Origin of the sequence: Sulfurifustis variabilis (genome assembly GCF_002355415.1) — a bacterium.
Classification (GTDB): Bacteria; Pseudomonadota; Gammaproteobacteria; order Acidiferrobacterales; family Sulfurifustaceae; genus Sulfurifustis; species Sulfurifustis variabilis.
This window is the reverse complement of record NZ_AP014936.1, coordinates 3,248,707-3,275,690: the sequence shown is the minus strand read 5'-3', so window position 1 is coordinate 3,275,690 and position 26,984 is coordinate 3,248,707. Positions and strand designations below refer to the sequence as shown.

The following is a 26,984-nucleotide window of genomic DNA, read 5'->3' as shown; positions in this document are numbered from 1 at the left end:
GCGTGGACCGGTGGTCCGCGTGCAAATGTTCCAAAGATGCCGACTATGAGGCAGAACGAAGACATTACCTTGTCGTTGTCCGCCGATGCCGGGGCGAAATGGGCGGAAGGCGCCTTGCGGCGGGTGTTCCGTGACTATCCCGACGACCTGGCGGTCCGCTTGTGGGACGGTCGCACCGTGGCCTTCGGCCGTGGCGCGCCGGAATGCACCCTCGTCTTTCGCACACCCCGTGCCTTTCGCGAGTCGATCCTCTCGCGCGATCCGCTGCGCCTGGCCGAGGCCTATTTTCTCGGGCGGGTGGACGTCGAAGGCGATCTCTGTGCCGCCCTGCGTCTCAAGGAGCATCTCGGCGCGCTGCACCTCTCGGCGCGGGAGAAGGCCGGGTTTCTGCTCGGGGCGCTGCGCCTGCCGAAGACGGACGGCGCAGCGGCCGCCGTGGCCACGCCTGGATGGCCCACGTCGCACCGCCTTCGGTCGGCGCGTGCCCATTCGAAGGCGCGCGACCGCGAGGCCATCGCCTTTCACTACGACGTGTCGAACGAGTTCTACCGCCTGTGGCTGGACGAGCAGATGGTTTACTCCTGCGCCTACTTCGAGAACGCGAGCGACGGCCTCGACCGGGCCCAGCGGAACAAGCTCGAGCACATCTGCCGCAAGCTCCGGCTCAAGCCCGGCGAACGGCTGCTCGACATCGGCTGCGGCTGGGGCGCGCTGATCCGCTGGGCGGCGTGCCATCACGGCGTGCGGGCGCACGGCGTGACGCTGAGCGGGCAACAGTACGAGCACTGCCGGCACCGGATCGCCGAGGAAGGGTTGCACGACCGCGTGACCGTGGCGCTCGCGGACTATCGCGATATCGAGGGGACCTACGACAAGATCGCGAGCGTCGGCATGTTCGAGCACGTCGGCCTCGAGCAGCTCCCGGCGTACTTCGCGACGGTGCGGCGCCTGCTCGCGCCGGGCGGGCTGTTCCTAAACCACGGCATCACCAGCGCGACCGAGGGCTGGCGCAGGAGCGTCGGGACCGAGTTCATCAACCGCTACGTCTTCCCGGACGGCGAGCTCGACACGGCGAGTAACGTGCAGCGCGCCATGGAGCGATCCGGTTTCGAGATCTTCGATGTGGAGGCGTTGCGACCGCATTACGCCCTGACTTTGCGCCACTGGGTGCAGCGGCTCGAGCGGCGGCGCGACGAGGCATTGCGCCACGTGCCGGAGCCGACCTACCGGGTCTGGCGCCTGTACATGACTGCCTGCGCGCTCGCCTTCGAGGAGGGCGACGTAGGTGTGTATCAAGTGCTCGCCGCGCCGCGGACGAAGGATCCGATTCCGGTGCCCTTGACCCGCCGGGATCTGTATGCGGCCCGATGAGCGACCGGAACCGGTCAGCTTTCGGCCAGCCACGACGACGAACGCCGGCGACCGCCCGCCTCGCTCTTGCCCCGACTGGCGGGATGGTTGACCTGGGTGCTGCGCACAGGTGTAGAAGCACGCGAGCGGCCGATCGTTTCCCGGTCGGATCCGCGCGCTGAGGAGGAGCAGACACCGTGAGCCTCAACCGACGCGAATTCCTGAGCCTCACGGCGCTCGCCGCCGCGGCGGCGCCCGTTCCCGGCCTGCTCGTCGTCGAGCTCGCCCGGGCGCGTCCGCCGGAAGAGCCGGCCTCGAGCCGCCAGCGCTGGGGGCTCCTGATCGACGTCGATCAGTGCGTCGAGGGCTGCACCGCCTGCGTCGAGGCCTGCTTCATCGAGAACGGCGTCTGGGGCCACGGGCGGCCCGCGACCGATGCCCAGTGGATCCGCAAAGTCACGATCCGGGACAAGCAGACCGGCGTCACGCAGTCGTTCCCGGTCATGTGCCAGCACTGCCAGAAGCCGCCCTGCGTCGACGTCTGCCCCACCGGCGCTTCCTTCCGGCGCGCCGACGGCATCGTGCTCGTGGACAAGCACATCTGCATCGGCTGCCGTTACTGCATGATGGCCTGTCCGTACAAGGCGCGCTCGTTCATCCACGAGGACGTGCACGACCAGAAGCCGTACGCCCCGCGCGGCAAAGGCACGGTCGAGTCGTGCACGCTGTGCGTGCACCGGGTCGACGCCGACCGCATCCCCGCCTGCGCCGAGGCGTGCCGGAAACAGGGCAACCAGGCCATTCTCTTCGGGGACCTGAAAGACCCGAACAGCGAGATCCACCGGCGTCTTTCGGCACGGACGTCCACCCAGCTGCGGCCGGATCTCAACCTGAACACCGGCGTGCGCTACCAGGGGCTCTGATCGACGTGCGGACAGCCGAAACGGCAAGGCAAGGCGTCACATCTTGATCTCGCCCTGCGCGCGGAAGGGTTGACATGAGCGCTGCGCACAGGTGTAGAAGCGGGCGAGAGGATGCTCGCCCGTGCTTCGACGCTGTTCCGATGCCGTTCGACCCGTGGCTGACGAGGTGCCGACACCATTAGCCTGAACCGAGCCGAATCTCTCGTCCTCGCGACGCTCGCCGCTGCGGCGAATGCGCCTGTTACGGGTCTGCTCGTGGTCGAGTTTTCCCGGGCGCGCGCTCTCGAGCAGCCGGCCGCCACCCGGCGGCATTGCGGGTTGCCGATCGGCATTGACCAGCGCCTGAACGGCTGCACCGCGCGCGTTGATAACTGCTTCATCGAAAACGGCGCGTGGAGCCGTGTGCAGCCGCTTCCCCGGGGCGGGAGTTGTCGTACCCCGGGGATGATGAATGCCCCCTCGCGAGGACGTGGAGGATGAGCGGAGGTCATGATGTCCAGCCAATTCACTGACCTCAAGCAGCGAATCCTCTTCCTCCTCGGGGCGCTCGTCGTCTACCGGATCGGCACCTACATCCCGGTGCCCGGAATCAACCCGGTCGCGCTGGCGGACCTCTTCGAGGGCACGCAGAGCTCGATCGTCGGGCTCTTCAACATGTTCTCGGGCGGCGCCCTCGAGCGCTTTTCCGTCTCCGCGCTCGGGATCATGCCGTACATCTCGGCCTCGATCATCATGCAGCTCATGTCGTCGGCCATTCCGGCGCTCGAGCAGTTGCGTAAGGAGGGCGAGGCGGGGCGGCGCAAGATCACGCAGTACACGCGCTACGGGACGGTGATCCTCGCCACGGTCCAGGCGTTCGGCATCGCGATCGCGCTGGAAAGCCAGCAGGCGGGCGGGCTGCCCGTGGTCGTGGCGCCGGGCATCGGGTTCAAGCTGATGACGGTGATCACCCTCGTCACCGGCACGATGTTTCTGATGTGGCTCGGCGAGCAGGTCACCGAGCGGGGCATCGGCAACGGCATCTCGATGATCATCTTCGCCGGCATCGTGGCGGGGCTGCCGAGCGCGATCGGCCAGACTCTCGAGCTGGTCGGGCGCGGCACGTTCCAGCCGCTGTTCGCGTTGCTGCTCTTCACGATCGCGCTCGGGGTCACCTGGTTTGTGGTATTGGTGGAGCGCGGGCAACGGCGGATCACGGTCAACTACGCCAAGCAGCACCGGGGCCGCCGCACGCTCGCTGGCACGAGCAGCCATCTTCCGCTCAAGATCAACATGGCCGGGGTGATCCCGCCGATTTTCGCCTCGAGCATCATCCTGATGCCGGCGACGGTGGCGAGCTGGTTCGGCCAGGCGGAGGGGATGGGCTGGCTGCGCGACCTGGCGACCACGCTCTCACCCGGGCAGCCGATCTACGTGGCGCTGTACGCGGCAGCCATCGTCTTCTTCGCGTTCTTCTATACGGCGCTCGTCTTCAACCCGAAGGAGACGGCGGACAACCTGAAGAAATCGGGCGCGTTTATCCCCGGGATCCGCCCCGGCGAGCAGACGACGGCCTATATCGACGGCGTCATGACGCGCCTCACGCTCGCCGGCGCCATCTACCTGGCGACGGTATCCCTGCTGCCGGAATTCCTGATCGTGCGCTGGAACGTGCCGTTCTACTTCGGCGGCACCTCGCTCCTGATCGTGGTGGTCGTGAGCATGGATTTCATGGCGCAGGTGCAGGCGCACCTGATGTCGCGGCAGTACGAGAGCCTGCTGCGCAAGGCGAACCTGACCGGCGGTGGCATGGGGATACCCAGGTAAGCCATAGCGGCAACGTCGCGAGGCATTTCAAGAGACAGTGCGATCTTCGCAATCCTGACATGGAGTGACAGCCATGAACGCGGAAAGGAGTATCCTCCTGGTCACGGGCTCCAACGGGCGCATCGGAGCCGCAGTGGTGCAGCGGCTGACCGGGCGCTACAGCAATGTGGTGGGCTTCGATCGCCAGGCGCCGACCCCGCCGCCGCCCGGCTGCGAGCGCATTCCCGTTGATATCTCGTCGGACGACGCGGTCCGCGAGGCGCTGCACGTCCTGCGGGAGCACCACGGCACGCGCATCGCATCGGTGGTCCACCTCGCCGCCTACTATGACTTTCTCGGCAAGCCGAGCGCGAAGTACGACCAGATCACCGTGGAGGGCACGCGCCGCCTGCTGCGTGGCCTGCGCGAGGGTTTCGAGGTCGAGCAGTTCATCTTCTCGAGCACCATGCTCGTGCACAAGCCCGGCGAGCCGGGGGAGTTCATCAACGAGGACTGGCCGATCGGGCCGACCTGGGCCTACCCGGAATCGAAGGTGCGCACCGAGGCGCTCATCCGGGAGGAGCGCGATGGCATTCCCGCCGTGATCCTGCGTCTTGCCGGCGTCTACGACGACGTCTGCCACTCGCCGCCGCTCGCGCACCAGATCCAGCGCATCTACGAGGGCCAGCTCGCCGGCCGTCTCTATTCCGGCGAGACCTCCCACGGCCAGGCCTTCGTGCACCTCGACGACGTGGTCGACGCGATCGAGCAGGCGATCGAGCGGCGCGCGCAGCTCCCGCCCGAGACGGCGATCCTGATCGGCGAGCCCGAGACGCTGAGCTACGACGAGCTCCAGCACACCTTCATGCGCCTGCTGCACAAGAAGTCCACGGAGACGCAGAGCGTCCCGGGGCTCATCGCGAAGCTCGGCGCCTGGGCCCAGGATCTCCTCCCCGGCAAGGAGCAGTTCATCAAGCCGTGGATGATCGACCGGGCCAACGACCACTACGCGCTCGACATCGCGCGCGCCCGCACGCTGCTCGGCTGGGCGCCGCGCCGCTCGCTGCGCCAGACGCTGCCCAGGATGGTCGCGGCGCTCGAGGCCGATCCCATCGGCTGGTACCGTGAGCACGGCCTCGAGCCGCCGTCGTCGTTGAAGAAAGCGGTGGAGCGCGAGAAGAAGGCGGCGGCGAAGAAGGCGGCGGCGCACGAGCCCGCGCCCGCCGCGGCACACGCGCACGGGAGCGAAGCAGCAGGGCTGCCGGAGGGCCGACTGGTACATATCTGCCCCATGCACCCCGAGGTCGCCCAGGCCACGCCCGGAAACTGCCCGAGGTGCGGGCTTGGCCTCGAACCCGAGGCGCTCCCGGCCGGGGCGCTCGCGTGCACCTGCCCGATGCACCCCGAGGTCGCAAGCCACGAACCCGGCCGCTGTCCCCAGTGCGGCATGTCGCTCGAACTGCGCCAAGTCCCGGGAGAAGCCCATGTCTGACGAGCACGCCGGCCACGGCCATGCGATGCCCGCCGCGCAGGCGGTCGAGTACACCTGCCCGATGCACCCCGAGGTCGTGACCCGCGAGCCGGGCAACTGTCCCAAGTGCGGGATGAAACTGGTGCCGCGCGGCGCGGCCATGGAGCAGGTGCGGGAGCACGCGGGGGCGCACGCCGACATGATGGTCGCGGACCATCGCAAGCTCCTCTGGCCGCACTACATGAACCTGATGCTCGGGCTCTGGCTGATCACGAGCCCGTTCACGCTCGGTTATCTCAGCGAATTCGTGCCCGATGCGAACCAATTGCGGGTCCTGGGAGAGCGCGGGCTGCCGTCGTTCGAGTGGCGCAACCTCGCGATGACCTGGAGCGACATCGCAAGCGGCGTGCTCGTCGTGATCTTCAGCGCACTCTCCGCCGATTCCTACCGGCGCTTCCCTTGGGCGCAGTGGGCCAACGCGTTCGTCGGCTTCTGGCTGCTGTTCGCGCCGCTCGTGTTCTGGACGCCGCTGCCCGAGGCCTACGCCAACGACACGCTCGTCGGCGCGCTCGTGATCGCGTTCGCGGTGCTCGTGCCGATGATGCCCGGCATGAGCATGGAGGGCATGATGGGCAAGCCCGACATCCCGCCCGGCTGGGCGTACACGCCGGCGAGCTGGGTGCAGCGCATGCCGATCGCGATCCTCGCCCTCATCGGCTTTTTCATCGCGCGCGTCCTCGGGGCCTACCAGCTCGGCCACCTCGATGGCGTGTGGGAGCCGTTCTTCGCGGGAAGCGGCGAGATGCAGGGCGTGATGAACGGCACGGAGACCATCATCACCTCGGACGTCTCCAAGGCCTGGCCGATCCCCGACGGCGCGCTCGGCGCCATCGTCTACATGCTCGAGCTCGCCATGACCTGGATGGGCGGCAAGGACCGCTGGCGCACCATGCCCTGGATGGTGCTCGGCATCACCGTGCTCATCGTGCCGCTCGGGGTGGTGAGCATCTACTTCATCATCATTCAGCCGATCGTGATCGGCACCTGGTGCACGCTCTGCCTGATCGCGGCGCTCCTGATGACCATCATGATCCCGTACCAGCTCGACGAGTTCGTCGCCATGGGCCAGTTCCTGCTCTGGGCGCGCCGGAAGGGCAAGCCGTTCTGGCGCACGTTCTGGATGGGAGACGCGATGGAGGGCGGCTCGGACGATACGTCCAAGGGCCTGCTCGGCACGCCGCGCGAGATGTTCCGTGAGGCCAACCGCGGCAACAGCGTCCCGTGGATGCTGCTCGCGAGCGTCGCGATCGGGATCTCGTTCATGCTCACGCGGCTCACCTTCGGCAACTCGGGCGACATGGCCAACAGCGACCACCTGGTCGGCTCGCTGGTCGTCGTGTTCGCGATCATGGCGTTCTCGGAGGTGGCACGCAGCGTGCGTTTCATCAACGTCCTCTTCGGCGCCTGGCTGATGGCCGCGCCCTGGCTGCTCGACGGCGCGGGCTCGGCGCTCTCGACCTGGAACGGCGTCATCGGGGGCGCGCTTCTCATCGCGCTCTCGCTTCCGCGCGGGCCGATCAAGGATTCGTATGCGGGCTGGGACCGCTACATCGTTTAAGGCGCGAATTCACCGGAGGCATCATGGTCCTTGGGAACGAGCGAGCACGGGGCGGCCGTAAGTCGATGACGTCCGCGAGGAACACTGCCATCGCCGTCGCCGGCAAGGAGCGCGTCCAGATCCCGCCAGGCGCCCGGGCGGCGGCAGAAGGGCTGCCGTTTCCGCTCGGCGCGACCTGGATCCAAGATGAGCGGGCGTTCAATTTCGCGCTGTACTCGCAACACGCCGAGAGCGTCGCCCTGCTGCTCTACGCCCCGGATGACCTCGTCAACCCGGTGCTCGTGCATTTCTACGATCACCTCAGAAACAAGTCGGGCCGGGTCTGGCATTGCCGTATTCCCCTGGACGCGATGAAGGGCGCGGCGTACTACGCCTACCGCGTGGACGGCCCGCCGCCCGCCGGGCGATTCGAGTGGCACGCGTTCGATCGCGACAAGGTGCTCCTCGATCCCTACGCGAGATCCGTGTTCTTTCCACCGGCGCTCGACCGCCTCGCGGCCGCGCTGCCCGGCTCGAATGCCGGCAAGGCGCCGCTCGGCGTCATCGCCGGCGACCGCGGGCGCCAGCACCGGCAAGGGCCGCGGCCCGTCCGGCACGAGGCGTCGGCGGTGATCTACGAGCTGCAGGTCGGGGGCTTCACCCGGCACCCGAGCTCGGGGGTGCGGAAGGAGGCGCGCGGCACGTATGCCGGCGTGATCGAGAAGATTCCGTATCTCGAGGATCTCGGCATCACGGTGGTCGAGCTGATGCCGGTCTTTCAGTTCGACCCGTCCGACGGTAACTACTGGGGCTACGACCCGCTCAACTTCTTCGCGCCGCACAACGGCTACCTCGTCCGCCGCGGGCACGAGTCGCAGCACGACGAGTTTCGTGAGATGGTGGAGGCGCTGCACGCGGCGGACATCGAGGTCGTGCTCGATGTCGTGTACAACCATACGGGCGAGGGCGACCACACGGGCCCGACCTACAGCTACAAGGGCATCGACAACAGTACCTACTATCTCATCTCCGAGCGTCCCGACCGGCCCTATGCCAACTTCTCGGGCACCGGCAACACGCTCAACTGCGCCAACCCCGCCGTGCGCAAGCTGATCATGGACAGCGTGCGGCACTGGGCGCACGAGATGGGCGTCGACGGGTTCCGATTCGATCTCGCGTCCATCTTCACGCGCGGCCTCGACGGCTCGATAGACCCGACAGAGGTGCCGCTGCTGTCCGACATGGCCTCGGACCCGGGGCTCGCCGGCCTGCGGCTGATCGCCGAGCCGTGGGACGCGGGCGGCGCGTACCAGCTCGGGCACGCGTTCCCGGGCATCACGGCCTGCCAGTGGAACGGCCGGTTCCGCGACGACGTGCGCCGCTTCGTCCGCGGCGATCCCGGCATGGTGCCGCTGCTCATGCGGCGCCTGTACGGAAGCGACGATCTCTTTCCCGATGACCTGGCGCACGCGTATCGCCCGCACCAGAGCGTGAACTACGTCGCCGCGCACGACGGCTTCACGCTCTACGATCTCGTCGCCTATAACGCCAAGCGCAATTGGGCCAACGGCCACGGCAACACGGACGGTCCCGCGGAAAACTATAGCTGGAACTGCGGCTTCGAGGGCGACGAGGGCGCACCGCCCGAGGTGCTGCGCCTGCGCAAGCGCCAGGTGAAGAATTTCTGCTGCCTGCTGTTCCTGTCGAACGGCACGCCGATGCTGCGCGCGGGCGACGAGTTCATGCAGACGCAGGGCGGCAACAACAACCCCTACAACCAGGACAACGAGACGGCATGGCTCGACTGGCGCCGGCGGGAGGCGAACGCGGACGTCGCGCGCTTCTTCCGGCTCATGATCGCCTTCCGCAAAGGGCACCCGTCGCTCGGGCGCAGCCGGTTCTGGCGCGAGGACGTGCGCTGGTACGGCGTGGGCGCGCGGCCCGATCTCGCGCATGACTCGCACAGCCTCGCGTTCTGCGTGCACGGGGCCGCTCTCGGCGACGACGACCTCTACGTCATGATCAACGTCTGGTGGGAGGATCTCGATTTTCACGTCCAGGAGGGAACGGCCGGCGAGTGGCGGCGGGTGGTCGACACGGGCCTGGACAGTCCCCTCGATTTCCTCGAGCCGGGCAGCGAGAGCGGGCTGCCGTCCCTGCGCTACCGGGTCGCGGCGCGCTCCGTCGCGATACTGCTCCGGAAGCGCTCGCCATGAGCGTGCGGACCGGAGCGAAGAGGATGCGGGCGCGCGTCTACACCCGTGTCGGCGTCGCGCGGATGCGAGTCTACCTGCCGCGCAAGTGGTTGACCTGCGCGCGGCGCACAGGTGTAGAAACAACTCCCGGAAGGGCGGCGCGGCGTTACCTGGGCGAGGGACCCTGTCGGGGCGGTTCGCAGGAGGTGCTCGCTGCCCGCCCGTTGCGGAGGAAATCGCGATATGAAGAAGATGGGCACATCAGGACGGGTGAGCACGCGCGAATTGCCGGTCTCGCCCGGCGAGGCAAGTGAAACGAGCAGGGCGATCCGGGCGGCGGCGCTCGGCGTGGTGCTCGCCGCGGGGGCGGGCGCCGCCGAGGCGGCATCCCACGGCAAGGCGGTCTACGGGCGCACCTGTGTTGCCTGCCACGGAAGCGATGGCAAGGGTGCGCTGCCCGGCATGCGCGCGCTCGGCGGGAAAAAGGGATCGCTCGGAAAGCCCGACGACGCGCTCGTGAAGAGCATCCTCGAGGGCTACCAGGCGCCGGGCGCGCCGGTCGCGATGCCGCCGAAGGGCGGCGACCCGTCGCTCACCGGGCAGGACGCCATCGCCGTGCTGCGCTACATGCGCGAAGCGTTCGGGCGCTAGGGGGTCGGCCATGAACGGCGACCGGGGGTTCCTGAGCGGCGCCACCCTGCGCACGCTTTCGCTCCCCCTGCGGGTGCTGTTCTCGTCTTTCCTGATCACCATCGGCCTCGGGTTCCTCGCGGCGATCTACTATCTCTTCCTCCAGGACGTCGATCCCCACCGCGAGATGGGCATGTGGCTGGTCCCGGCGGTGGCGGCGAAGTACTACGGCGAGCGCGGCAACACGCGGCTCGAATCGGCCTTGCGCGGCTCGATGGCGAGCCGGATCGGCGCCGCCGACCGCGAACAGCTCATCGCCTGGCTGCGCGGCGGGGCGGACCGCGAGGGCTTCGCCGCCGTCAAGCCGATCCTCGACCGGAACTGCGTCGCGTGCCACAGCAAGGCCTCGGGCCTGCCGGTCCCGCCGCTCACGAGCTTCGAGGAGGTCAGCCGGTTCGCGCAGGTCGACACCGGCGCGAGCCTGCTTCAGCTCGCGCGCGTCTCGCACGTGCACCTCTTCGGCATCAGCATCATCTTCCTGCTCACCGGCCTGATCTTCGCGCTGAGCGGCATCTCCTGGAAATGGCGCGCCCCGATCCTCGCGGCCCCGTACCTCGCCATCTGGGCCGACATCGGCTCGTGGTGGATCACCAAGGTCGAGCCCGTGTTCGCGTGGGTGGTCGTGATCGGCGGCGCGCTCATGGGGCTCGCGCTCGCGGCGCAGATCGTCGTCTCGCTCTGGGAGATGTGGCTCGCCGGCCGCGCGGCCGGTGCCAAAGAGAGCTGACCTTTCTTCTCACCGGATGAGCCGAAACGGATTGCGCGATGGAGCAAGGAGAAAGCCATGGACACCCTTCTCAAGCTCGCTGACCACGGCCAGAGCTACTGGCTCGATAATCTCACTCGCAACAAGATCCAGAGCGGGGAGCTGCATCGGCGCGCCTATCAGGAGGGTCTCCGTGGAATCACTTCGAATCCCGCCATCTTCGGCAAGGCGATCGCGGCGAGCGACCTGTACGATCGGCAGATCGAGGAGGCCGTCGCCGCCGGCCGCACCGTGCCACAGATCTACGAGGCGCTCACCACCACGGACGTGCGCGACGCCTGCGACATCCTCCACCCCGTCTACGATGTCTCGGAGGGTCGCGACGGTTTCGTGAGCCTCGAGGTCTCGCCGCACCTCGCGCACGACACCGAGGCCACCCGGGCGGAGGCGCGGCGGCTCTGGCACGCGGTCGACCGCCCGAACCTGCTGATCAAGATCCCCGGCACGCGGGCCGGCCTGCCCGCCATCGAGGCGTGCCTGTTCGAAGGGATCAACGTCAATGTCACGCTGCTGTTTTCCATTCCGGCGTACCAATCGGTTGCCTGGGCCTATATCCGAGCGCTCGAGCGGCGGCTCGCGGCGGGTCTACCGATCGAGCGCATCGCCTCGGTCGCGAGCTTCTTCCTGAGCCGGATCGACGTGCTGGTCGATCCACTCCTCGCGCAGCGCATCCGGCCGGGCGCGGTTCACGGGGCGAGCCCCGTCGCCGAGCGTCTGCTCGGTCGGGCGGCCGTCGCCAACGCCAGGCTCGCCTACCAGCGCTTCAAGACGATCATCGCAGCCGAGCGCTGGCGGTGGCTCGAGGCGAAGGGAGCACGGGTGCAGCGGCTGCTCTGGGCGAGCACCAGCACGAAGAATCCCCGCTACCGGGACGTGATGTACGTCGAGCCGCTCATCGGGCCGCACACCGTGAACACCATGCCCGACGAGACCATCGCGGCCTTCGCCGACCACGGGGCAGTGCCGGACACGGACTCGGTGGAGGAGGAAATCGAAGAGGCCGAGCAGGTCATGCGCGACCTGCGGAGAATCGGGATCGACTTCGGCCGGGTCGCGGGGCAGCTGCTCAACGAGGGGATACAGAAGTTCATTGACCCTTACGATGCGTCCCTCGCGATCCTCGCCGAGAAGGCGCGCAAGCTCGCGCGCCGCGATGTCGCCCGTCCGCTCGAGCAGATGGCGCAGAAGCTGCGCCGCACGATCATCCGCATGACCACCGAGGCGGGCTCGGGACACCCGACCTCGAGCATGTCGGCGGCGGAGATCATGGCGACGCTCTTCTTCCACGAGCTGCGCTGGGACCCCACCGCGCCGGAGGCCCGCAACGTCGACCACTTCGTGCTCTCGAAGGGGCACGCCGCGCCCGCGCTCTGGGCGGTGCTCTACGAAGCCGGGGCGATCGCCGAAGATCCGATGACCCTGCGCCGCATCGACAGCACGCTGGAGGGCCATCCGACGCCGCGCAACCCCTGGGTCAAGGTGGCCACGGGGTCGCTCGGCCAGGGGCTCGCCGCGGCCTGCGGCATCGTGCTCGCCGATCGCCTCGACGGCATCGACGGCCGGGTCTACTGCCTCCTCGGCGACGGCGAGTGCTCCGAGGGCTCGGTGTGGGAGGCCGCCCAGTTCGCCGCGCTGAACAAACTTTCCGGGCTGGTGGCCATCGTCGACGTGAACGGCCTCGGGCAGAGCGGGCCGGCGCCTTACGACCACGATCTTTCCGTCTTCGAGCAGCGCTTCGAGGCATACGGCTGGCAGACGATACAGGTAGATGGTCACAAGGTGACTGACCTGCTCGATGCCTTCGAACAGGCCCGCGCGGGCGGACCGACCGCGATTCTGGCTCGCACCGAGAAGGGCAAGGGCGTGTCGTTCCTCGAAGGCAAGGGCGGCTTCCACGGCAAACCGCTGGACCAGGAACAGGCGCGCAAGGCGCTCGAAGAGATCGTGGAGGTCGATCAACGCCTGCGGGTCGAGCCGCGCCGGGTCGCCGGCCCCGACCGGCCGCCTTCCGTCGAAGGGGCGGCGCCCATCGAGGTGAGCTACAGGCCGGGCGAGCTCGTGGCCACCCGGGCCGCCTACGGCGCGGCGCTGAAGAAGCTCGGCAGCAGCTTCCGCGACCTCGTGGTGCTCGACGGCGACGTGAAGAACTCGACCTATACCGAACACTTCGAGCGGGCCTATCCCGACCGGTTCTTCCAGGGCCACATCGCCGAGCAGAATCTGACGGGTGTGGCGCTCGGTCTCGCGGCCATGGGCAAGCGCCCGCACGTCTCGAGCTTCGCCTGCTTCCTCACGCGCGCCTTCGACTTCATCCGCATGGCCGGCCACAGCGCGCCCAAACACCTCGTCTTCAACGGCAGCCACGCGGGCGTGTCCATCGGCGAGGACGGTCCCTCGCAGATGGGGCTCGAGGACCTCGCGATGTTCCGGGCGGTCGCGGGGAGCACCGTACTCTACCCGGCCGATGCAGTGAGCGCCGAGCGCCTGACCGAGGCCGCGATGCAGACCGAGGGCATCGTCTATATCCGCACGACGCGCGCCAAAACGCCGGTGCTGTATGGCGACGACGAGCCGTTTCCGGTCGGAGGCGCCAAGGTGCTGCGCGAGTCGGCCGGCGATCGCCTCACCGTCGTCGCGGCCGGGATCACGCTGCACGAGGCGCTCGCGGCGCAGGAAAAATTGCAGCGCCAGGGCATTCCCCTCCGCGTGATCGACGCCTACTCGGTGAAGCCGCTCGACGCGGAGACCCTGCGCCGGGCCGCGCGGCAGACCGGCGGCATCGTCGTGGTGGAGGACCACTGGCGCGCGGGCGGCCTCGGCGAGGCGGTGGCCTCGGCCCTGGCCGGGATCGGCATCGCGTTCCGGCACCTTGCCGTCGACGGCGAGCCGCGCTCGGGGAAGCCGTCGGAAATGCTGGACCGCCACGGGATCTCCGGGCACGCCATCGAAACCGCGGTGCGCGAGATGCTCGGCGCGGAGCGGCGTGCTGCCCCGAGGTGGCGCGTGTACGGCTAATGCTCCGTCGCGAGCGAGACGGACCGATGTACGACCTCGACGACAGCGTGGCGCGCTCCGACGCCCTGGTGCTCTTCGGGGTGACGGGCGACCTCGCCCGCAAGAAGATCTTCCCGGCGCTCTACGCGCTCGCGCGGCGCGGCGAACTGGACGCCCCGGTGGTCGGCGTCGCCAGCTCGAAGCTGAGTGCGGCGGAGCTGCGCGAACGGGCGAAAGAGAGCATCGCGAGCTCGGGCGCGACCGACGACCGCCGCGCCCTCGAGCGCCTGCTCGCGCGGCTCGGCTACGTGAGCGGCGACTACAACGACCCGGGCACGTACGCGGCGATCAAGCGCGCGCTCGGCGGCGCGCAGCGCCCGGCGCACTACCTCGCCATCCCGCCCGCGCTGTTCGCAACGGTGATCCGGGGACTCGCCGCCGCGGGCCTCGCCGGGGGCGCGCGCGTCGTCGTGGAGAAGCCGTTCGGGCGGGACCTTGCCTCGGCGCGCGAGCTCAACCGCATCGCGCGCTCGGCGTTCCCGGAAGACGCGATCTTTCGGATCGATCACTTCCTCGGAAAGGAAGCGATCATGGACATCCTCTATTTCCGCTTCGCCAACTCCTTCCTCGAGCCGATCTGGAATCGCAACTGCGTGGCGCGCGTCCAGATCACGCTCGCCGAGGATTTCGGGGTGGAGGGCCGCGGCCGGTTCTACGAGAGCGTCGGCTGCCTGCGCGACGTGGTGCAGAACCACCTGTTCCAGATCGTCGCGCTGCTCGCCATGGAGCCGCCGGCGACGCGCGGCTACGGCGCGGTGCACGTCGAGAAGGCCAAGGTGTTCCAGGCGATGCGCCCGCTTGCGCGCGACGACCTCGTGCGCGGCCAGTACGCCGGCTACCGCGCGGAGTCCGGGGTGGCGAAGGACTCGGATGTCGAGACCTACAGCGCCCTCAAGCTCTGCATCGATTCGTGGCGCTGGCAGGGCGTGCCGTGGTATCTGCGCGCCGGCAAGCGCCTGGCGTACACGGCGGCCGAGGTGCTCGTGGAGCTCAAGCCCCCGCCGCAGCGGCTGTTCGCCGACTCCTGGCCGGCGGACGGCCGCGCCAACTACGTGCGCTTCCGGCTCTCGCCGAGCCACGCGATCGGCGTCGCGGCACGCGTCAAGCGCGCGGGCAAGGAGTTCGTGGGCGAGCAGCGCGAGCTCTACCTGCTGCACGAGCACCCGGACGAGGAAGCGCCCTACGCGCGGCTCCTGGGAGATGCCCTCGCCGGCAACGGCGCGCTCTTCGCCCGCGAGGATTCGATCGAGGCCGCCTGGGCGGTGGTCGGTCCGGTGCTGGTCGATCATGGCCCGGCGCTCCCTTACGAGCCCGGGGGCTGGGGGCCGAAGGAGGCGGATCGGCTCATCGCGGCCCACGACGGCTGGCACAACCCTCTTCCGGAGCGGGCACCCTGAGCGGCAGCGCGCGCACGACCGCGCGCAGCGCGAGGTTTTGCGCCGCATCGGGCAGCGGGCTTGTAGTTTGATCCCCATCAAGAACAAGACAGCGGCAAACGGGCACCTTGTACACGGTTGGCGCGCAAACCGCTTCAACCGGCAAGACCCATGACTGAAGAGCGCACACGACAGGAGCACCCGATGATTGAGCTGAACGTGAAGGGCATGACCTGCGGCCACTGCGCGGACGGTGACCCGCGCGGTCAAATCGGTCGACCCCGAGGCGCGCGTGCAGGTGGACCTCGGCAGCCGGCGCGTGCGGATCGAAGGCCAGAGCACGGTCGACCAGCTGACCCGGGCGCTGGCGGCAGCGGGCTATCCGGCGGCGCCCGCCGAGCCACAGACCTTGGCCGCGAGCACCAAGGGCGGCTGCTGTTGCCATTGACCGCGGAGGGCGCAGCGCGACGTGCCGCGGCGGCGCCCGTGCGGCGCGGCACAGGCTATCGTTATCACTCGAGCGGCGAATGAGGGGGTGGGACATGGATTGGTTATCGCAGAACTGGCTCTGGCTGGTCCTCGCGGCCGGGGCGGCGTTGTTCCTTCTCCGCCGGGGCGGCGGTCACGTCGGCGGCCACGGGGGTGGCCTCGTCGATTTGCTGGGAGGCATCGGGCGCGGCCATGGCGGCGGCCGCGGACACGGCAGCGGCCACGGCGGGCACGAGGAGCGCAGCGGACACGCGGATCGCGCGGGGGCCGCGGACGCGCCGGAGGCGGCGATCGATCCCGTCAGCGGCGAGGCGGTGCGCACCGCGCAGGCGCTGACGTCCGTGCACGGCGGCAAGGTCTACTACTTCGCCTCGAAGGAGAACCGCGACCGCTTCGAAGCCGCGCCGCAAGAGTACGCGCACGAGGCGGTGGGCCACCCCGTGCATCCGGCCGAGGCCGCGCGCGAACGGCCTCGCCGGCGGGGCTGCTGAGTCGTCATCGCGGCCTTCCTCCTCGCGCGGGACACGAGCGGTCGGAAATGCCGGAGCCGCCTTGGAAGAGCGGAGCGGGTCCTTCGTCGGCCGCGCCTCGCCCCGGCGAGGCGGTCCGGTGCGCGCCCTCCCTGCTGCCGGCGGGCGAGGCCTTCGAGCTCTACACCGAGGGCGACGCCCTCTACGACGCGATGCTCGCTGCGATCCGCTCGGCCGCGCGCAGCGTGCGGCTCGAGAGCTATATCTTCGCCACGGACGACGTGGGCTGGGAGTTCGCCCGCGCGCTCGGCGAGCGTGCGCGCGCGGGTGTCGCGGTGCGCGTGCAGATCGATTCGGTCGGCTCGCTTTTCTGGGCCTCCCGGTCGCTCGAGCGATATCTGCGCGACCAGGGCGTCGAGTTCCGCTGGTTTCATCGCTGGCGCTGGCGCCGCCCGCTGCGCTACAACCGCCGCAACCACCGCAAGCTCCTCGTCGTGGACGGCGAGCGCGCCTTCCTCGGCGGCTTCAACATCCACCGCGAGAACTCGCGCCGGCGCTACGGGGAGAAGCGCTGGCGCGACACCCACGTGGGGCTGCGCGGCTCCCTGGCCGAGCAGGCCGCGGGGCTCTTCGACGCCTTCTGGCGCGGCGAGCGGCGCTGGCAGTGGCGCGCGGTCGGAGGCGCGGCCGCCGCGCTCGTCTCGAACAACTCCTACGCGTGCGAGCACCGCCTGCACTGCTTGTACGCAGAAACCTTCGAGGCGGCGCGAGAGCGGATCTACCTGACGACCCCGTACCTCGTGCCCGATACGCGCAGCCAGCGCGCGCTCGAGGCCGCCGCGGCGCGCGGCGTCGACGTACGGCTGCTGGTGCCCGGGATCGTCGACGTGGGGATCGTCCACTGGGCGGCGCACGCGGCCTTCGCGCCGCTGCTCGCCGCCGGCGTGCGCATCTACCGCTACCTGCCGCGCATCCTGCACGCGAAGACCGCGGTCGTCGACGGCGCATGGAGCACGATCGGTACCGCAAACATGGACTACCGCAGCTTCTTCACCAACTACGAAGTCAACCTGGTCGCGCGCGATGCGCCGCTCGCGGCGGCGCTCGAGCGCCGGTTCCGCGCCGACCTCGCCGAGGCGGCGCCCGTCGTGCCGCGCGAATGGCTCGCGCGCGGCTGGCCCAAGCGGCTGTCGGAGGCGACGGGCTGGCTGGTGCGGCGCTGGCTGTAGGCGTGAGGTTATTCCCCTCCGTCTGGCGAGCAGTCGCTTGCGCGGAGAGGCACCGGGTCGTCTGTCCCGGCGAGCTCGAGCCGCCCTCCTCACGGTTTCGGTTCAGGCAAAGAAAAACGACATGCCGGCTAATATCACGCCGCCCGCCGCTGCAATACCGGCAAACGCGAACAACCACTTCTTGCGCGTCAGCACCGTAATGGACGCGAGCGAGATCGCGACCTGTATCAGCGTCAACGCCTGGTCCGCACGGTGCGACGGGTATAGCAAGCGCTCGCTCTCTGCGTCAGCACGGCGCGACTCTTCTTCCAGCGCCTCCGCCTGGCGCTCGATTTCACGCTTCTCCTCTTCGATGCGCTCGACTTGCGTGGGGTGATTTTGAGCCTTGGCCGGCGCGCTCAAGTCCGCCACCGCTTGCATGAGGTAACCCTCGGTGCTCTTGGATTGATAATTGATCCATTGTTTGGACGCCTCCGCTTTCTTGAGCGCTGCTTCGTGCTTATACAGCATGGCCTCATTCGATGCGGTGGTCGCGTTATAGCTGACGACGGCTCCCAACGAGGCAAGGAGCGCGGTGAAGATCGCCACATATTGCGCCAACCCCGGGCCGTGTCGGGCCTGGTGCTCGACTTCGTCATCGTGCGGACCGTGTGCATGCACGTCGTGTCCAGACATTAATCCCTCGACATCCCCTCATCGCTTGCGCGACTGCCTGCTCACCAGCGCCACGAAGCGCAGCGCGCCCTGCGTACCGGGGTCCTTGGCGAGCTGCCACAGCCCGCCTAGGCCACCCTTAGGGGCCGGCAGCGCCGCGGCCTCGGTCCTGGCGGCGCAGGCGGACTCGGCCAGGTCGATCAGCGCGCGCTGCACTTCCTCGCGCCCGAGGATGTCGATCAGTTTCACGAAGCCCTCGTTGCGCCCGAGCTTGTCGACGAGCGCCGCCGTCCCGGCCCAGACGGTCGCCAGCCGGCTCACGATATCGTCCGAGAGCGAATCTTCGATGGAGGCGAAGAGGCGTGCGAGGCTGACCAGCCGGTCGAGATCGCCGTTCTCGACGAGCTGCGCGATCGCCGGCAAGGCGCGGGCGATGCCGCTGCGGTTGACGCGGTCGAGCAGGTCGAGTCCATCGCCGACGGTCGCGCTCAGGCGCGTAACCATGTCGTCGGTAAGCGCGTCCTGCGCGCTCGCCACCAGGCGTTCGATTTCGGCGGCGGCGCCGTCACCCTGTATGGCATCGTTCATGGCCGTCTCCTAAAGCAACCCGCGCGCGCTCGTCCAGTACAGCTGGTTGTAGGCCATCTTGAACCAGTGGATGGACTTGGTCGGCGGCTTGGGGTCCGGCGGGTTGTTGTAGTTGAACATGGCATACGTCGCCTTGTCCTTGCCAGCTTCGATGAAGCAGAACACCTTCCCGTCGTAGTCGCGCGTGGGGCTGCCGATCTTCACGATCGAGGCCAGGTTCTCAGCGAGCGCCTCGGCCTCGAAGTGCGCCGTGGAGCCGGCCTTGCTGATCGGGATGTTGGTGGTGTCGCCGAGGGCGAAGGCATTCGTGTGGCCCTCGATGTTGAGGCGGTTGCGGTCGACCGGGATCCATCCGCCCTTGCCGAGGTTGTTCTTCTCGATGACCTCCATGCCCTTGTGCGCGGGCACGGCCACCAGCAGGTCGTACTTCGCCTCCGAGCCCTCGAGACTGCGCACGACCCGCTTCTTCCCGTCGACCTCCTTGATGTTGAATAGGGTCTCGGAGGTGATGCCGCGCTGGGCGAACTCGCCCTCCATCCACTTGCTCACGGGCTCGAGGCTGTGCAACCGCCCGATCGGGTAGGTGTAGTGGAACGAGACCTTGTCGGCGAGGCCGCGGTTCTTGAAGTAGTCGTACAGCGTGAACGTTACCTCCGGCGGGATCATCGGGCACTTGTGCGGTACGCCCACCGCGATCACCACGCGCCCGCCCTGGAACCGGCTGATGGTCTGGAAGAACTTGAGCGCGGCCTCCTCGGTGTAGACGTTGATCGAGTTCTCCGCGAGGCCGGGTATCTCCTCCGGGACGGGGCGCGAGCCGGTGGCGATGGCGATCAGGTCGTAGCCGTAGGTCTTGCCGCTTTTCGCCTTGACCTGATTCTTGTCGAGCTGGAACTCGTCGACCGGGTCGACGTGAAACTCGATCCCGGGCTCGAGCAAGCTCGCCTGGTCTCGATAGAGCTCGTCCGGGGTCATGCGCCCGAGCGCGACGTAGAGCAGGCCCGGCTGATACATGTGTTTGTCCGAGGCGGACAGCATCGTAATGCGCGCCTTGCCGGTCTTGAGCTCGTTATTCAGGCGCCGCGCGAGGTTGTTCGCGAGAATCGTGCCGCCCATTCCGCCACCGACGATCAGTATCCGCATTGCTCCTCCTGCTTCGAGTGGTTCAGATCATTTCGCCTTTCGAACCACGACATGCCACACGCCCTCCTGCTCGCTCGTCGACATGAGCTCATGGCCGACCTTGCGGATCCATTCCGGGATGTCGGACGCCGAGCCGCGGTCGCTGGACAGCACCTCGATCTCGTCGCCCACCTCCGCGATCTTCATGGCGGCGATCAGCTCCATCAGCGGACCGGGACAGAAGGTCCCACGGGCATCGATGACCTTTCTCGGCGCGCTCGCCCGCGCGACCGGGATGCTGCGCCACTTCCTCTCGAGACGCGCGCCCCAGGACTGTTCCGGGCCGATGATCTTCGGTTTCGACACGACGCGGTGCCTCCTAGAACGTCCACGCCTGGCCGCCCTCGGCGTCGTTGAGAAACTTGGTCAGACCGAGGGGCTCCGCGAGGAAAGGTTCCAACTTGTCGGGCGTGGCGCCCAGCACGTCCATAGCCATGGAGCAGGGGTAGATCCGGGCATCGCCGAGCTCGACCGCCTGTCGAAACAGCTCCGTGAACGGCGGCACTTTCGTTGTTTCCATCAGCGCACCCACTGGCCCCTCGGCCGGCGGGGGCGGCATATCGCCGTTTCGCAGGAAGAACGGCAGGGCATTCATCGACAGGAAGACAGCTACCTGGTTGCCGCTGACCGCACCCACGGAGGCGAGCATGGCGGCCATCTGCAGCCGTTCGCGCGTGCCGGAGAGGACCATGATGTTGAGCTTGTTCGAGGCCATGGATACGGTCGATCGGAGCCGATGCAGGTCAGCCGGCGGCGTCGGCGTCAGAAGCGCGTGCCGAGGCCGAAGCCGAGGAACCAGGGGTTCAGATCGATATCGACGCGGCGCGATACGCCCCCCGACCTCAACGTCGCCTCGGTTTCCATCACGATGTACTTCGCGTCGAGGTTCAGGAGCCAGCGCCCGCCGATCGGGAAATCAACTCCGACCTGCGCGGCGAGCCCGGTCGAGTCATCGATCTCGAGCTTCGTCGGCCCGAGTGCCGCTTCGAGTGACGAGGTGACGCTCTCGTCGTAGAACTTCGTGTAGTTCGCGCCTACGCCGACGTACGGCCGCATGCCCGTTCCGTCGGGTGCGAAGTGGTACTGGAGCGTCACGACGGGCGGCAGGGTGCGCGCCTCGCCGATCTCCCCCAGCGCGGCAATGGTGCCGTCTCCCTTGAGCGTGTGCTTGCTTGTTCCCAGGATGAACTCGACGCCCACGTGGCGGGTGAACATATAGGTGAAATCGAGCTCAAGGGTCGTGTCGCCGTCGACCTCGACGCCCGATCCTGGCAGCGTGGACACCTCCCCGCTGCTGTCGTTTGGCGCGACATTGAGGATTCGGCCCCGGACCATCCAATTCTGCTCCGCTTGCGCCAAGGTGCCGCTAAGCATTAGAGCGGTAGCGACGATGATTGCGACCGGTCTGCTTATCATGGTTTTCTTCCTCGCTCCTCTGGTCACGCGATGGCGCGAGCGTGCGCCGGCGCCGACCGACGCTCCCTAGCAGGCGCCGTGCCAGGCGGCGAAAGCGCAAGGAAACAACGACCTAAGTCCTCACGTCAGCGGTGACAGCGAAGTGCCGCTTCAGGCCCTTCGGCCGTCATGCGCGTGTTTCCTTCGTTCGATCACATGCTTCGCGGGGCGAGCTTCAATTTCGCACAGGGAAGCGGAAGTTCTCGGCGAGCGGGTCGCGACCGAGGCCGAGGGCCCGGGCGTTCGTGCGAACCAGGCGCTCGTGTTCGGCGCACGCGTGCGCTTGCCAACCAAAACTCGCCCATTCGAGCTCCCGCTCGGTGGCCTCGATCAGGCTCGTCATCGGCAACCCGTGCGCGGGCAATTCCGTTCACCGACGACTGCGAAGTGCTGCTTCACACAAGGAACTTCGGCATCCCTGGGCGATTGTTCGCTTCGACAATGACTTAGCGCCGCAGTGCCGTTGCTCCCGCGTAGCTGGCGTGCACACGTACAGCGGTCGCCGTTTCGCAAGTGCAATAACCGAAAGAGGATTTCTGGATGGCACGCCACGTGCAAACGCAGCATTCGGCTTTTCCGATCCCGAGTCTTTCGAGGCTCGTCACCTTACCGGGGAGACAACACGATGACCACGTTGAAAGAGCAACTCGAGCAATCCGTCGAACAGCGCCAGCGATGGGAAATCAAGCGGCAGTATGGCGCCGAAGGTCCGAACTTGCGCCGCCTTTGGGTACTCGCCTGTATGGACGAGCGGCTACCAGTGGATGAAGCGTTGGGCATCCGCGCCGACACTCCAGTTGGTGGGGGCGACGCACACCTGTTTCGCAACGCAGGCGGGATCGTGACCGACGACGCCATCCGCTCTGCGATGCTGACGATCAATTTCTTCGGTACCCGCGAGATCGTCGTCCTGCAGCACACCGGGTGCGGAATGCTGTCGGCCAACGGGTTCGACCTGGAGAAGGATCTGAAGGAGCGCGGGATCTTCAAGAAAGAGGTGGTGCGCGCCACGGCGGTCGATACGGCGGCGGTTGCGATCGATCCCTCCTTGCCAGAGCTCACGCTCAAGGAAGGTGCCTTCGCCAAGTGGATCGGAATGATGGACGACGTCGACGCGACCTGTATCAGGTGCGTTGAGCTGCTGCGCAACCATCCGCTCATCCCGAAGGAAGTGGTGATCAGTGGCTGGATCTGGGAGACCGAGTTCCGTCGGCTGCGCGCGCCGAACCTCGAGGCGCCGACACGGGCGGTGACACAGGCGACGGCCGCTTCGATGGGCGTGAAGGGCAAGCAGCCTCCGCGGTGGTCGTAGGTCACGCGTGGTGCAGAAAGATTCACCAGGAGCAAACCTCGGGGCCGGGGCGCGCGAGGCCCCGCCCCGAGTGCGCTTCAGACGCCAGGAGAGGAGATTCATGCCGACATACGACTACCGCTGCACAGCCTGTGACGCAGTTTTCGAGATACAGCAGTCGATTTCCGCGCCGGACCCAGAATGTCCCGACTGCGGTGTGCCTGCTCGTAGGGTGATTCTGCGCTCCCCGGCCATGCACGGCTTTGCATCGGCAGGGCGCGAGGCGGCCATCCGCTCGCTGCCTCAGTGCGGCAAAGGATGCCGGTGCTGCCCACCATCGCGGCCGAGGGGCACCGGGTGAGCCACCGGCAGGTGGAGCGGCAGCTGCCACGCGTCACTGGCGGCATGTCCGAGCGCATCGGCTGCTTTCCGCAGAACGATATGAGAGGAGGAGGGACATCATGACGTTCGCAACTCGCCTGTTGACCAGCAGGCCCGTGTGGGACCGCGCGGGGCTGACGGCCTCGACTCTGTGCGTCGCCCATTGCGTCGCAACCCCCTTCGTGGCCGCCGTCCTGCCGATCATCGCCGCGATGGAAGGGGCGACCCACGCCGTCCTCGCGCTTGCGGTCCTATCGTTCAGCCTGCTCGCGTTCGTCCCCGGCTTCAGAAAGCACAGGCGCAGCCCGGTGCTGGGCCTGGGATCGGCCGGGGTGGCGCTCATCTGGTTGCCGGTCGTCCTGCCCGAGTCGATGTCGTCCGAGTCGCTGGAGACGATCGCGACCGTGTCGGGCGGCATCGCGATGGTCGTCGCGCATCTCGTCAATCTCTACTTTTGCCGGACGTGCCGGGTATGCGCGGAATCTGCATGCTGAGCGCACCCGACTACCTTCGTCCGCTGCCAGTGTCGTCGACCTCCAAGCGGGAAGGGCGGAACGGCGGGTGGAACGTCGTGCCATCGCTCCTGTCCCGCCAGATACGAATGCCGGAGTGCTGCCGCGCGGCGGGTTGCGCGGAAGAAGAAAGCGCCGTCACGGTTTCGGCCGGCGGTACCGCATCGCGAACGTGCTCATGCCGGCGCTGCCGCGACCTGCTCTGCCAGCTCGCCGCCCTCGTGTTGTCCCTCGTCGGATCCCCGGCGCCCGCCGCGGATGCCGCGCCCGAGAGTGCCGAGGCTCCCGTGCACGGAACCGAACGCGGGGCGCGCCACGACGGGCTCGGCGAGCGGCACGGCCTCAAGCTGGTTTATACGGCGGACGTTCTCGCCAATGTTTCCGGCGGCGTGCGCCGTACAGCCGAATACCTCGGCAACGTGGATCTCAAGTCGACCGTCGACGCGGACCGGCTGCTCGGGTGGCAGGACACGATCTTCTTCGTCTACCTCCTGAACAACCACGGGGGCGAGCCGAGCGAGCACGCCGGTGCCGCGCAGGCCGTGAGCAACATCGAGGCCCCGAGCACGACCAAGCTCTTCGAGGCGTGGGTGCAGAAGAGCCTGTATCAGGAACGGCTGTCGTTCCTCGCCGGGCTCTACGACCTCAACTCGGAGTTCTACGTCACGGAGAGCTCCGAGCTGTTCCTGAACGACTCCTTCGGTACCGGCAAGGATCTCAATCAGACCGGCCGCAACGGGCCCTCCATCTTCCCGACCACCTCCGTCGGCATGAGGGTAAAGGCGGAACCAATGCCTTCGCTGTACCTCCAGGCCGTCGCCCTCGACGGCGTTCCGGGCGATCCCGACAACCCGCGCGGCACGCGCATCCGCTTCGCCGAGGGTGACGGCGCGTTGATTGTCGCCGAGGTCGGCTATCTGGCCGACGGAAAGTCCGAGCGCTCCAGCAAGTACGCGCTCGGAACCTGGCGCTATACGGCGCGCTTCGACGATCTGCTCTACGTCGACTCTGAAGGTCTACCCCGTCAGCGCACCGACCGGGGCGTCTACTTCCTGGCCGAGCACGGCATGTACCGCGAGGCGGACGCCGCGGAGCAAGGGCTGGACGTTTTCCTGCGTTATGGCCGGGCGAATTCCGACGTGAACCGCTTCGCCCATGCCTTGGGCGCGGGCGCTGTCTACACCGGTCTCGTCCCCGGGCGGCCTCAAGACCAGCTCGGCCTTTCGCTCGCTAAAGCACGCAACGGCGGCAAGTACCAGCGGCTCCAGCGGCTCGCCGGCGCGCCGGTCACCGAGGCCGAGACCGTGTTCGAGCTGACCTACCGCGCGCAGGTACGACCGTGGCTGGCGGTGCAGCCGGACGTGCAGTACGTGGTCGATCCCGGAACCGATCCGACCTTGAAGAATGCATGGGTCGTCGGTGTGCGCGTCGAGATGTCTTTCGAACACGACGCGCATCCGTGGTAACGGGGCGCGGAGGCGAGACCGCGCGGTCGGTTTTGCCCCGCGCAGGTGCAGATCCGAACGAACTTCTATTTCATCCAACGAAGCAATGCTTCGCAGGGTATCTTGTTGATTTTTCGCGCTTCTCGCCGTGCACGGAAATAGCGGTTTCCCTTTATTTTCTTGGTCGGGCGACGAGTCGATCATAACTGCTTGTCTGGCGAAAGTTTTCTTTGGTCGCAACTGGCACGCTCGTTGCGAACCTCGCTGGAGCCGCCGGTTGCCTCGCCCAGTGATACGCTGGCGTCTCGGTAGTGCGTCGCGCCCGAGGAGCGCCGTCAGTTCGATCACCGAAGCGCTTCGACAAAGACAAATACGATGGGGGAGCCGTCATGTACACCAAGCCGCCGACCAAACTGAACGCCATTTCCTTTCTCCAGAGCTTCGCCACACAGAGTGTCAAGATCGCGAACCAGCTCGGCTGCGCCTCGTGCGGCAGCCGCCTCAACCTGATCGAGCACCTCGGGCTCAGCGCGAGCGGCTGTTTCGAGCAAGCGTGCCGGGAACAGGCCGGCCTGAAGGGAGGCCTGTCGCCCGATCAGTACGCGGATGTCATTGTCTCGCTCAAGAACCAGATCGGTGGCAACTTCTCGCGCGCGTCGAGCGAGGCGGGTGTCGTGCGTGTCATCAATACGCGCTGCCCGTTCGGCGATGCCGTAAAGGAAGCCCCGGAGCTGTGCCGAATGACCGCCAGCGTCTTCGGTGGGATCGCGGCCCGGAATTTCGGGTATGCGAAGGTGGAGCTCAAGAAGCGCATTGCGAACAACGACGGTGGTTGCGAAGTGTGCGTCTATCTCGACCGGACCAAGGCCGCCGGGCGCGAGGGCGACGAGTACCAGGTCGAGGGGAACACGATCGTTTCACGGTCCGCATCGCTCGAGGCCGTCGTACGCGTGGAAGAAAAAATGCGTCAGGCGTGGTGCAGCTCCCACCAGGACAAGTCCTCATCTGCGTACCCTAGACCCAAGATCGTCGCCGAGTCGACAGCGATGCGCCGGGCGCTCGAGTGCGCCGAGCGCGTCGCGCCGACGACGGCGGCGGTGCTCATTTGGGGCGAGACCGGCGTAGGCAAGGAAATCATCGCGCGCGCCGTGCACGCGCTCAGCGGGCGCGCGACACGCGAATTCATCGCGGTCAACTGCGGCGCGATCCCGGAGAACCTGATCGAGAGCCAGCTCTTCGGGCACGAGAAAGGCGCTTTCACCGGCGCCTACCAGGTCCATCACGGGCTGTTCGAGCGAGCTGAAGGCGGTACTCTGTTCCTCGACGAAATCAATTCCCTGCCGTTGGCCGCCCAGGGCCGGCTGCTGCGCGTATTGCAGGAGGGCGAATACGAGCGCGTCGGCGGCAAACACGTGCTGCGCGCCGACGTGCGGATCATCGCCGCCGCCAATCGTGGGCTTGACCAGATGGTGAAGTCAGGGGAGTTCCGGCAGGACCTTTACTATCGCCTGAACGTCGTGCCGATCCATATCCCACCCCTTCGGGAACGTCGGGACGACATCTCCGTTCTGACCGACCACATCCTGCGCAAACTGGCAGCCAAGCACGGCCTGCCATCGAAGACCTTGAGCGAGCGGTCCTGGATCCGGGCAATGACCTATGAATGGCCCGGCAACGTGCGCGAACTCGAGAACGTCCTGGAGCGCTCGTTCCTGTTCGCGACCGGTCCCGTTATCGAGGACATGCTCGTCGACACCGAAAGGTTCTCCCACGAGCGGGAAGCCGCCCCGGATGAGCTTGTATTGCGCAGCATGAAGCGGCGGGCGGCCATGGAGATCGAGGGCAGGGTGCTGCGGGAGGTGCTGCTGCGTTGCGAGGGGAACGTGTCCGCGGCGGCGCGGGAGATGGGGATCACGCCGCGCGCCGTGCACCAGAAGCTCAAGTCGCATCGGATCGACCCGATGCTGTACCGGAAACGGGCGTTGCACGAGGCAGGCGCCCACGTTTCGTCGTGACCGCGGCGGGGGAGCCCGCCATTCGGCTTTCGGCGGTGCCGCAAGTACTGCACGTTTACGCGAGGG

General features: G+C 67.6%; 25 protein-coding genes. 18 read left to right on the top strand and 7 right to left on the bottom strand.

The window, feature by feature from the left end:
• Nucleotides 1-45: 45 nt before the first annotated feature.
• The 13 genes from SVA_RS15780 (at nucleotide 46) to SVA_RS15720 (ending at nucleotide 17,395) form a co-directional block, all read left to right on the top strand.
• Nucleotides 46-1,371 carry an SAM-dependent methyltransferase gene (locus tag SVA_RS15780; protein ID WP_096462129.1) on the top strand — a complete coding sequence of 442 codons (1,326 nt, stop codon included), beginning with the start codon at nucleotides 46-48 and terminating at the stop codon, nucleotides 1,369-1,371.
• A 176-nt stretch (nucleotides 1,372-1,547) separates the two neighbouring features.
• Entirely contained in the window at nucleotides 1,548-2,273 is a 726-nt protein-coding gene (gene dsrO, locus SVA_RS15775; RefSeq protein WP_169924145.1) for a sulfate reduction electron transfer complex DsrMKJOP subunit DsrO, read from the top strand.
• Between the two features lie 489 nt (nucleotides 2,274-2,762).
• The gene (gene secY, locus SVA_RS15770) at nucleotides 2,763-4,079 is read left to right on the top strand and encodes a preprotein translocase subunit SecY (RefSeq protein ID WP_096462128.1); all 1,317 of its coding nucleotides are present in this window, start codon (nucleotides 2,763-2,765) and stop codon (nucleotides 4,077-4,079) included.
• Nucleotides 4,080-4,152: 73 nt separating this feature from the next.
• On the top strand, nucleotides 4,153-5,550 hold the full coding sequence (locus SVA_RS15765) for an NAD-dependent epimerase/dehydratase family protein (protein ID WP_096462127.1): 1,398 nt from the start codon (nucleotides 4,153-4,155) through the stop codon (nucleotides 5,548-5,550).
• Nucleotides 5,543-7,147 carry an SPW repeat domain-containing protein gene (locus tag SVA_RS15760; RefSeq protein ID WP_197703256.1) on the top strand — a complete coding sequence of 535 codons (1,605 nt, stop codon included), beginning with the start codon at nucleotides 5,543-5,545 and terminating at the stop codon, nucleotides 7,145-7,147. Before SVA_RS15765 ends, SVA_RS15760 begins: the two co-directional genes overlap by 8 nt.
• A 65-nt stretch (nucleotides 7,148-7,212) precedes the next feature.
• Nucleotides 7,213-9,342 carry a glycogen debranching protein gene (locus SVA_RS15755; RefSeq protein WP_096462126.1) on the top strand — a complete coding sequence of 710 codons (2,130 nt, stop codon included), beginning with the start codon at nucleotides 7,213-7,215 and terminating at the stop codon, nucleotides 9,340-9,342.
• 222 nt (nucleotides 9,343-9,564) lie between these two features.
• On the top strand, nucleotides 9,565-9,972 hold the full coding sequence (locus SVA_RS15750; protein WP_197703255.1) for a c-type cytochrome: 408 nt from the start codon (nucleotides 9,565-9,567) through the stop codon (nucleotides 9,970-9,972).
• Nucleotides 9,973-9,982: 10 nt separating this feature from the next.
• The gene (locus SVA_RS15745; RefSeq protein WP_096462125.1) at nucleotides 9,983-10,738 is read left to right on the top strand and encodes a hypothetical protein; all 756 of its coding nucleotides are present in this window, start codon (nucleotides 9,983-9,985) and stop codon (nucleotides 10,736-10,738) included.
• Nucleotides 10,739-10,795: 57 nt separating this feature from the next.
• Nucleotides 10,796-13,792 carry a transketolase gene (locus SVA_RS15740; protein ID WP_096462124.1) on the top strand — a complete coding sequence of 999 codons (2,997 nt, stop codon included), beginning with the start codon at nucleotides 10,796-10,798 and terminating at the stop codon, nucleotides 13,790-13,792.
• A gap of 26 nt (nucleotides 13,793-13,818) precedes the next feature.
• Entirely contained in the window at nucleotides 13,819-15,228 is a 1,410-nt protein-coding gene (gene zwf, locus SVA_RS15735) for a glucose-6-phosphate dehydrogenase (RefSeq protein ID WP_096462123.1), read from the top strand.
• 232 nt (nucleotides 15,229-15,460) lie between these two features.
• Nucleotides 15,461-15,655: a hypothetical protein gene (locus SVA_RS15730; RefSeq protein WP_197703254.1), complete on the top strand. Its 195-nt coding sequence runs from the start codon at nucleotides 15,461-15,463 to the stop codon at nucleotides 15,653-15,655.
• 94 nt (nucleotides 15,656-15,749) lie between these two features.
• Entirely contained in the window at nucleotides 15,750-16,187 is a 438-nt protein-coding gene (locus SVA_RS15725; RefSeq protein WP_096462122.1) for a YHS domain-containing protein, read from the top strand.
• Nucleotides 16,188-16,234: 47 nt separating this feature from the next.
• On the top strand, nucleotides 16,235-17,395 hold the full coding sequence (locus SVA_RS15720; protein WP_096462121.1) for a phospholipase D-like domain-containing protein: 1,161 nt from the start codon (nucleotides 16,235-16,237) through the stop codon (nucleotides 17,393-17,395).
• 102 nt (nucleotides 17,396-17,497) lie between these two features.
• Here SVA_RS15720 and SVA_RS15715 read toward each other — a convergent pair whose 3' ends face one another.
• The 7 genes from SVA_RS15715 to SVA_RS19870 all read right to left on the bottom strand — a co-directional run bounded on the left by SVA_RS15715 (nucleotide 17,498) and on the right by SVA_RS19870 (nucleotide 21,617).
• Nucleotides 17,498-18,070, bottom strand: coding sequence for a DUF4337 family protein (locus SVA_RS15715; RefSeq protein ID WP_096462120.1), 573 nt, complete (start codon nucleotides 18,068-18,070; stop codon nucleotides 17,498-17,500).
• 18 nt (nucleotides 18,071-18,088) lie between these two features.
• Nucleotides 18,089-18,637, bottom strand: a complete 549-nt coding sequence (locus tag SVA_RS15710; RefSeq protein WP_096462119.1) for a helical membrane plugin domain-containing protein — start codon at nucleotides 18,635-18,637, stop codon at nucleotides 18,089-18,091.
• A gap of 9 nt (nucleotides 18,638-18,646) precedes the next feature.
• Nucleotides 18,647-19,780 carry an NAD(P)/FAD-dependent oxidoreductase gene (locus tag SVA_RS15705; RefSeq protein ID WP_096462118.1) on the bottom strand — a complete coding sequence of 378 codons (1,134 nt, stop codon included), beginning with the start codon at nucleotides 19,778-19,780 and terminating at the stop codon, nucleotides 18,647-18,649.
• Between the two features lie 27 nt (nucleotides 19,781-19,807).
• Nucleotides 19,808-20,056 (bottom strand): sulfurtransferase TusA family protein, encoded by a 249-nt coding sequence (locus tag SVA_RS20090; RefSeq protein WP_420823892.1) that lies wholly within the window; start codon nucleotides 20,054-20,056, stop codon nucleotides 19,808-19,810.
• 82 nt (nucleotides 20,057-20,138) lie between these two features.
• The gene (locus tag SVA_RS15695; RefSeq protein ID WP_096462117.1) at nucleotides 20,139-20,534 is read right to left on the bottom strand and encodes a DsrE/DsrF/DrsH-like family protein; all 396 of its coding nucleotides are present in this window, start codon (nucleotides 20,532-20,534) and stop codon (nucleotides 20,139-20,141) included.
• 47 nt (nucleotides 20,535-20,581) lie between these two features.
• Nucleotides 20,582-21,235 carry an OmpW/AlkL family protein gene (locus SVA_RS15690; RefSeq protein WP_096462116.1) on the bottom strand — a complete coding sequence of 218 codons (654 nt, stop codon included), beginning with the start codon at nucleotides 21,233-21,235 and terminating at the stop codon, nucleotides 20,582-20,584.
• 214 nt (nucleotides 21,236-21,449) lie between these two features.
• Nucleotides 21,450-21,617, bottom strand: coding sequence for a hypothetical protein (locus SVA_RS19870; RefSeq protein WP_169924143.1), 168 nt, complete (start codon nucleotides 21,615-21,617; stop codon nucleotides 21,450-21,452).
• Nucleotides 21,618-21,899: 282 nt separating this feature from the next.
• Here SVA_RS19870 and SVA_RS15685 point away from each other — a divergent pair, with 282 nt between their 5' ends.
• The 5 genes from SVA_RS15685 (at nucleotide 21,900) to SVA_RS15665 (ending at nucleotide 26,918) form a co-directional block, all read left to right on the top strand.
• Nucleotides 21,900-22,586, top strand: coding sequence for a beta-class carbonic anhydrase (locus SVA_RS15685; RefSeq protein ID WP_096462115.1), 687 nt, complete (start codon nucleotides 21,900-21,902; stop codon nucleotides 22,584-22,586).
• Nucleotides 22,587-22,686: 100 nt separating this feature from the next.
• Complete coding sequence (locus SVA_RS20515; protein ID WP_096462114.1) at nucleotides 22,687-22,926, top strand: FmdB family zinc ribbon protein; 240 nt, start codon at nucleotides 22,687-22,689, stop codon at nucleotides 22,924-22,926.
• Nucleotides 22,927-23,026: 100 nt separating this feature from the next.
• Nucleotides 23,027-23,440: a MerC domain-containing protein gene (locus tag SVA_RS15675; RefSeq protein WP_096462113.1), complete on the top strand. Its 414-nt coding sequence runs from the start codon at nucleotides 23,027-23,029 to the stop codon at nucleotides 23,438-23,440.
• 305 nt (nucleotides 23,441-23,745) lie between these two features.
• Nucleotides 23,746-24,924 carry a carbohydrate porin gene (locus SVA_RS15670; RefSeq protein ID WP_169924142.1) on the top strand — a complete coding sequence of 393 codons (1,179 nt, stop codon included), beginning with the start codon at nucleotides 23,746-23,748 and terminating at the stop codon, nucleotides 24,922-24,924.
• Nucleotides 24,925-25,292: 368 nt separating this feature from the next.
• A complete protein-coding gene (locus tag SVA_RS15665; RefSeq protein WP_096462111.1) occupies nucleotides 25,293-26,918 on the top strand; it encodes a sigma 54-interacting transcriptional regulator in 1,626 nt (541 codons plus the stop codon).
• Nucleotides 26,919-26,984: the final 66 nt, after the last annotated feature.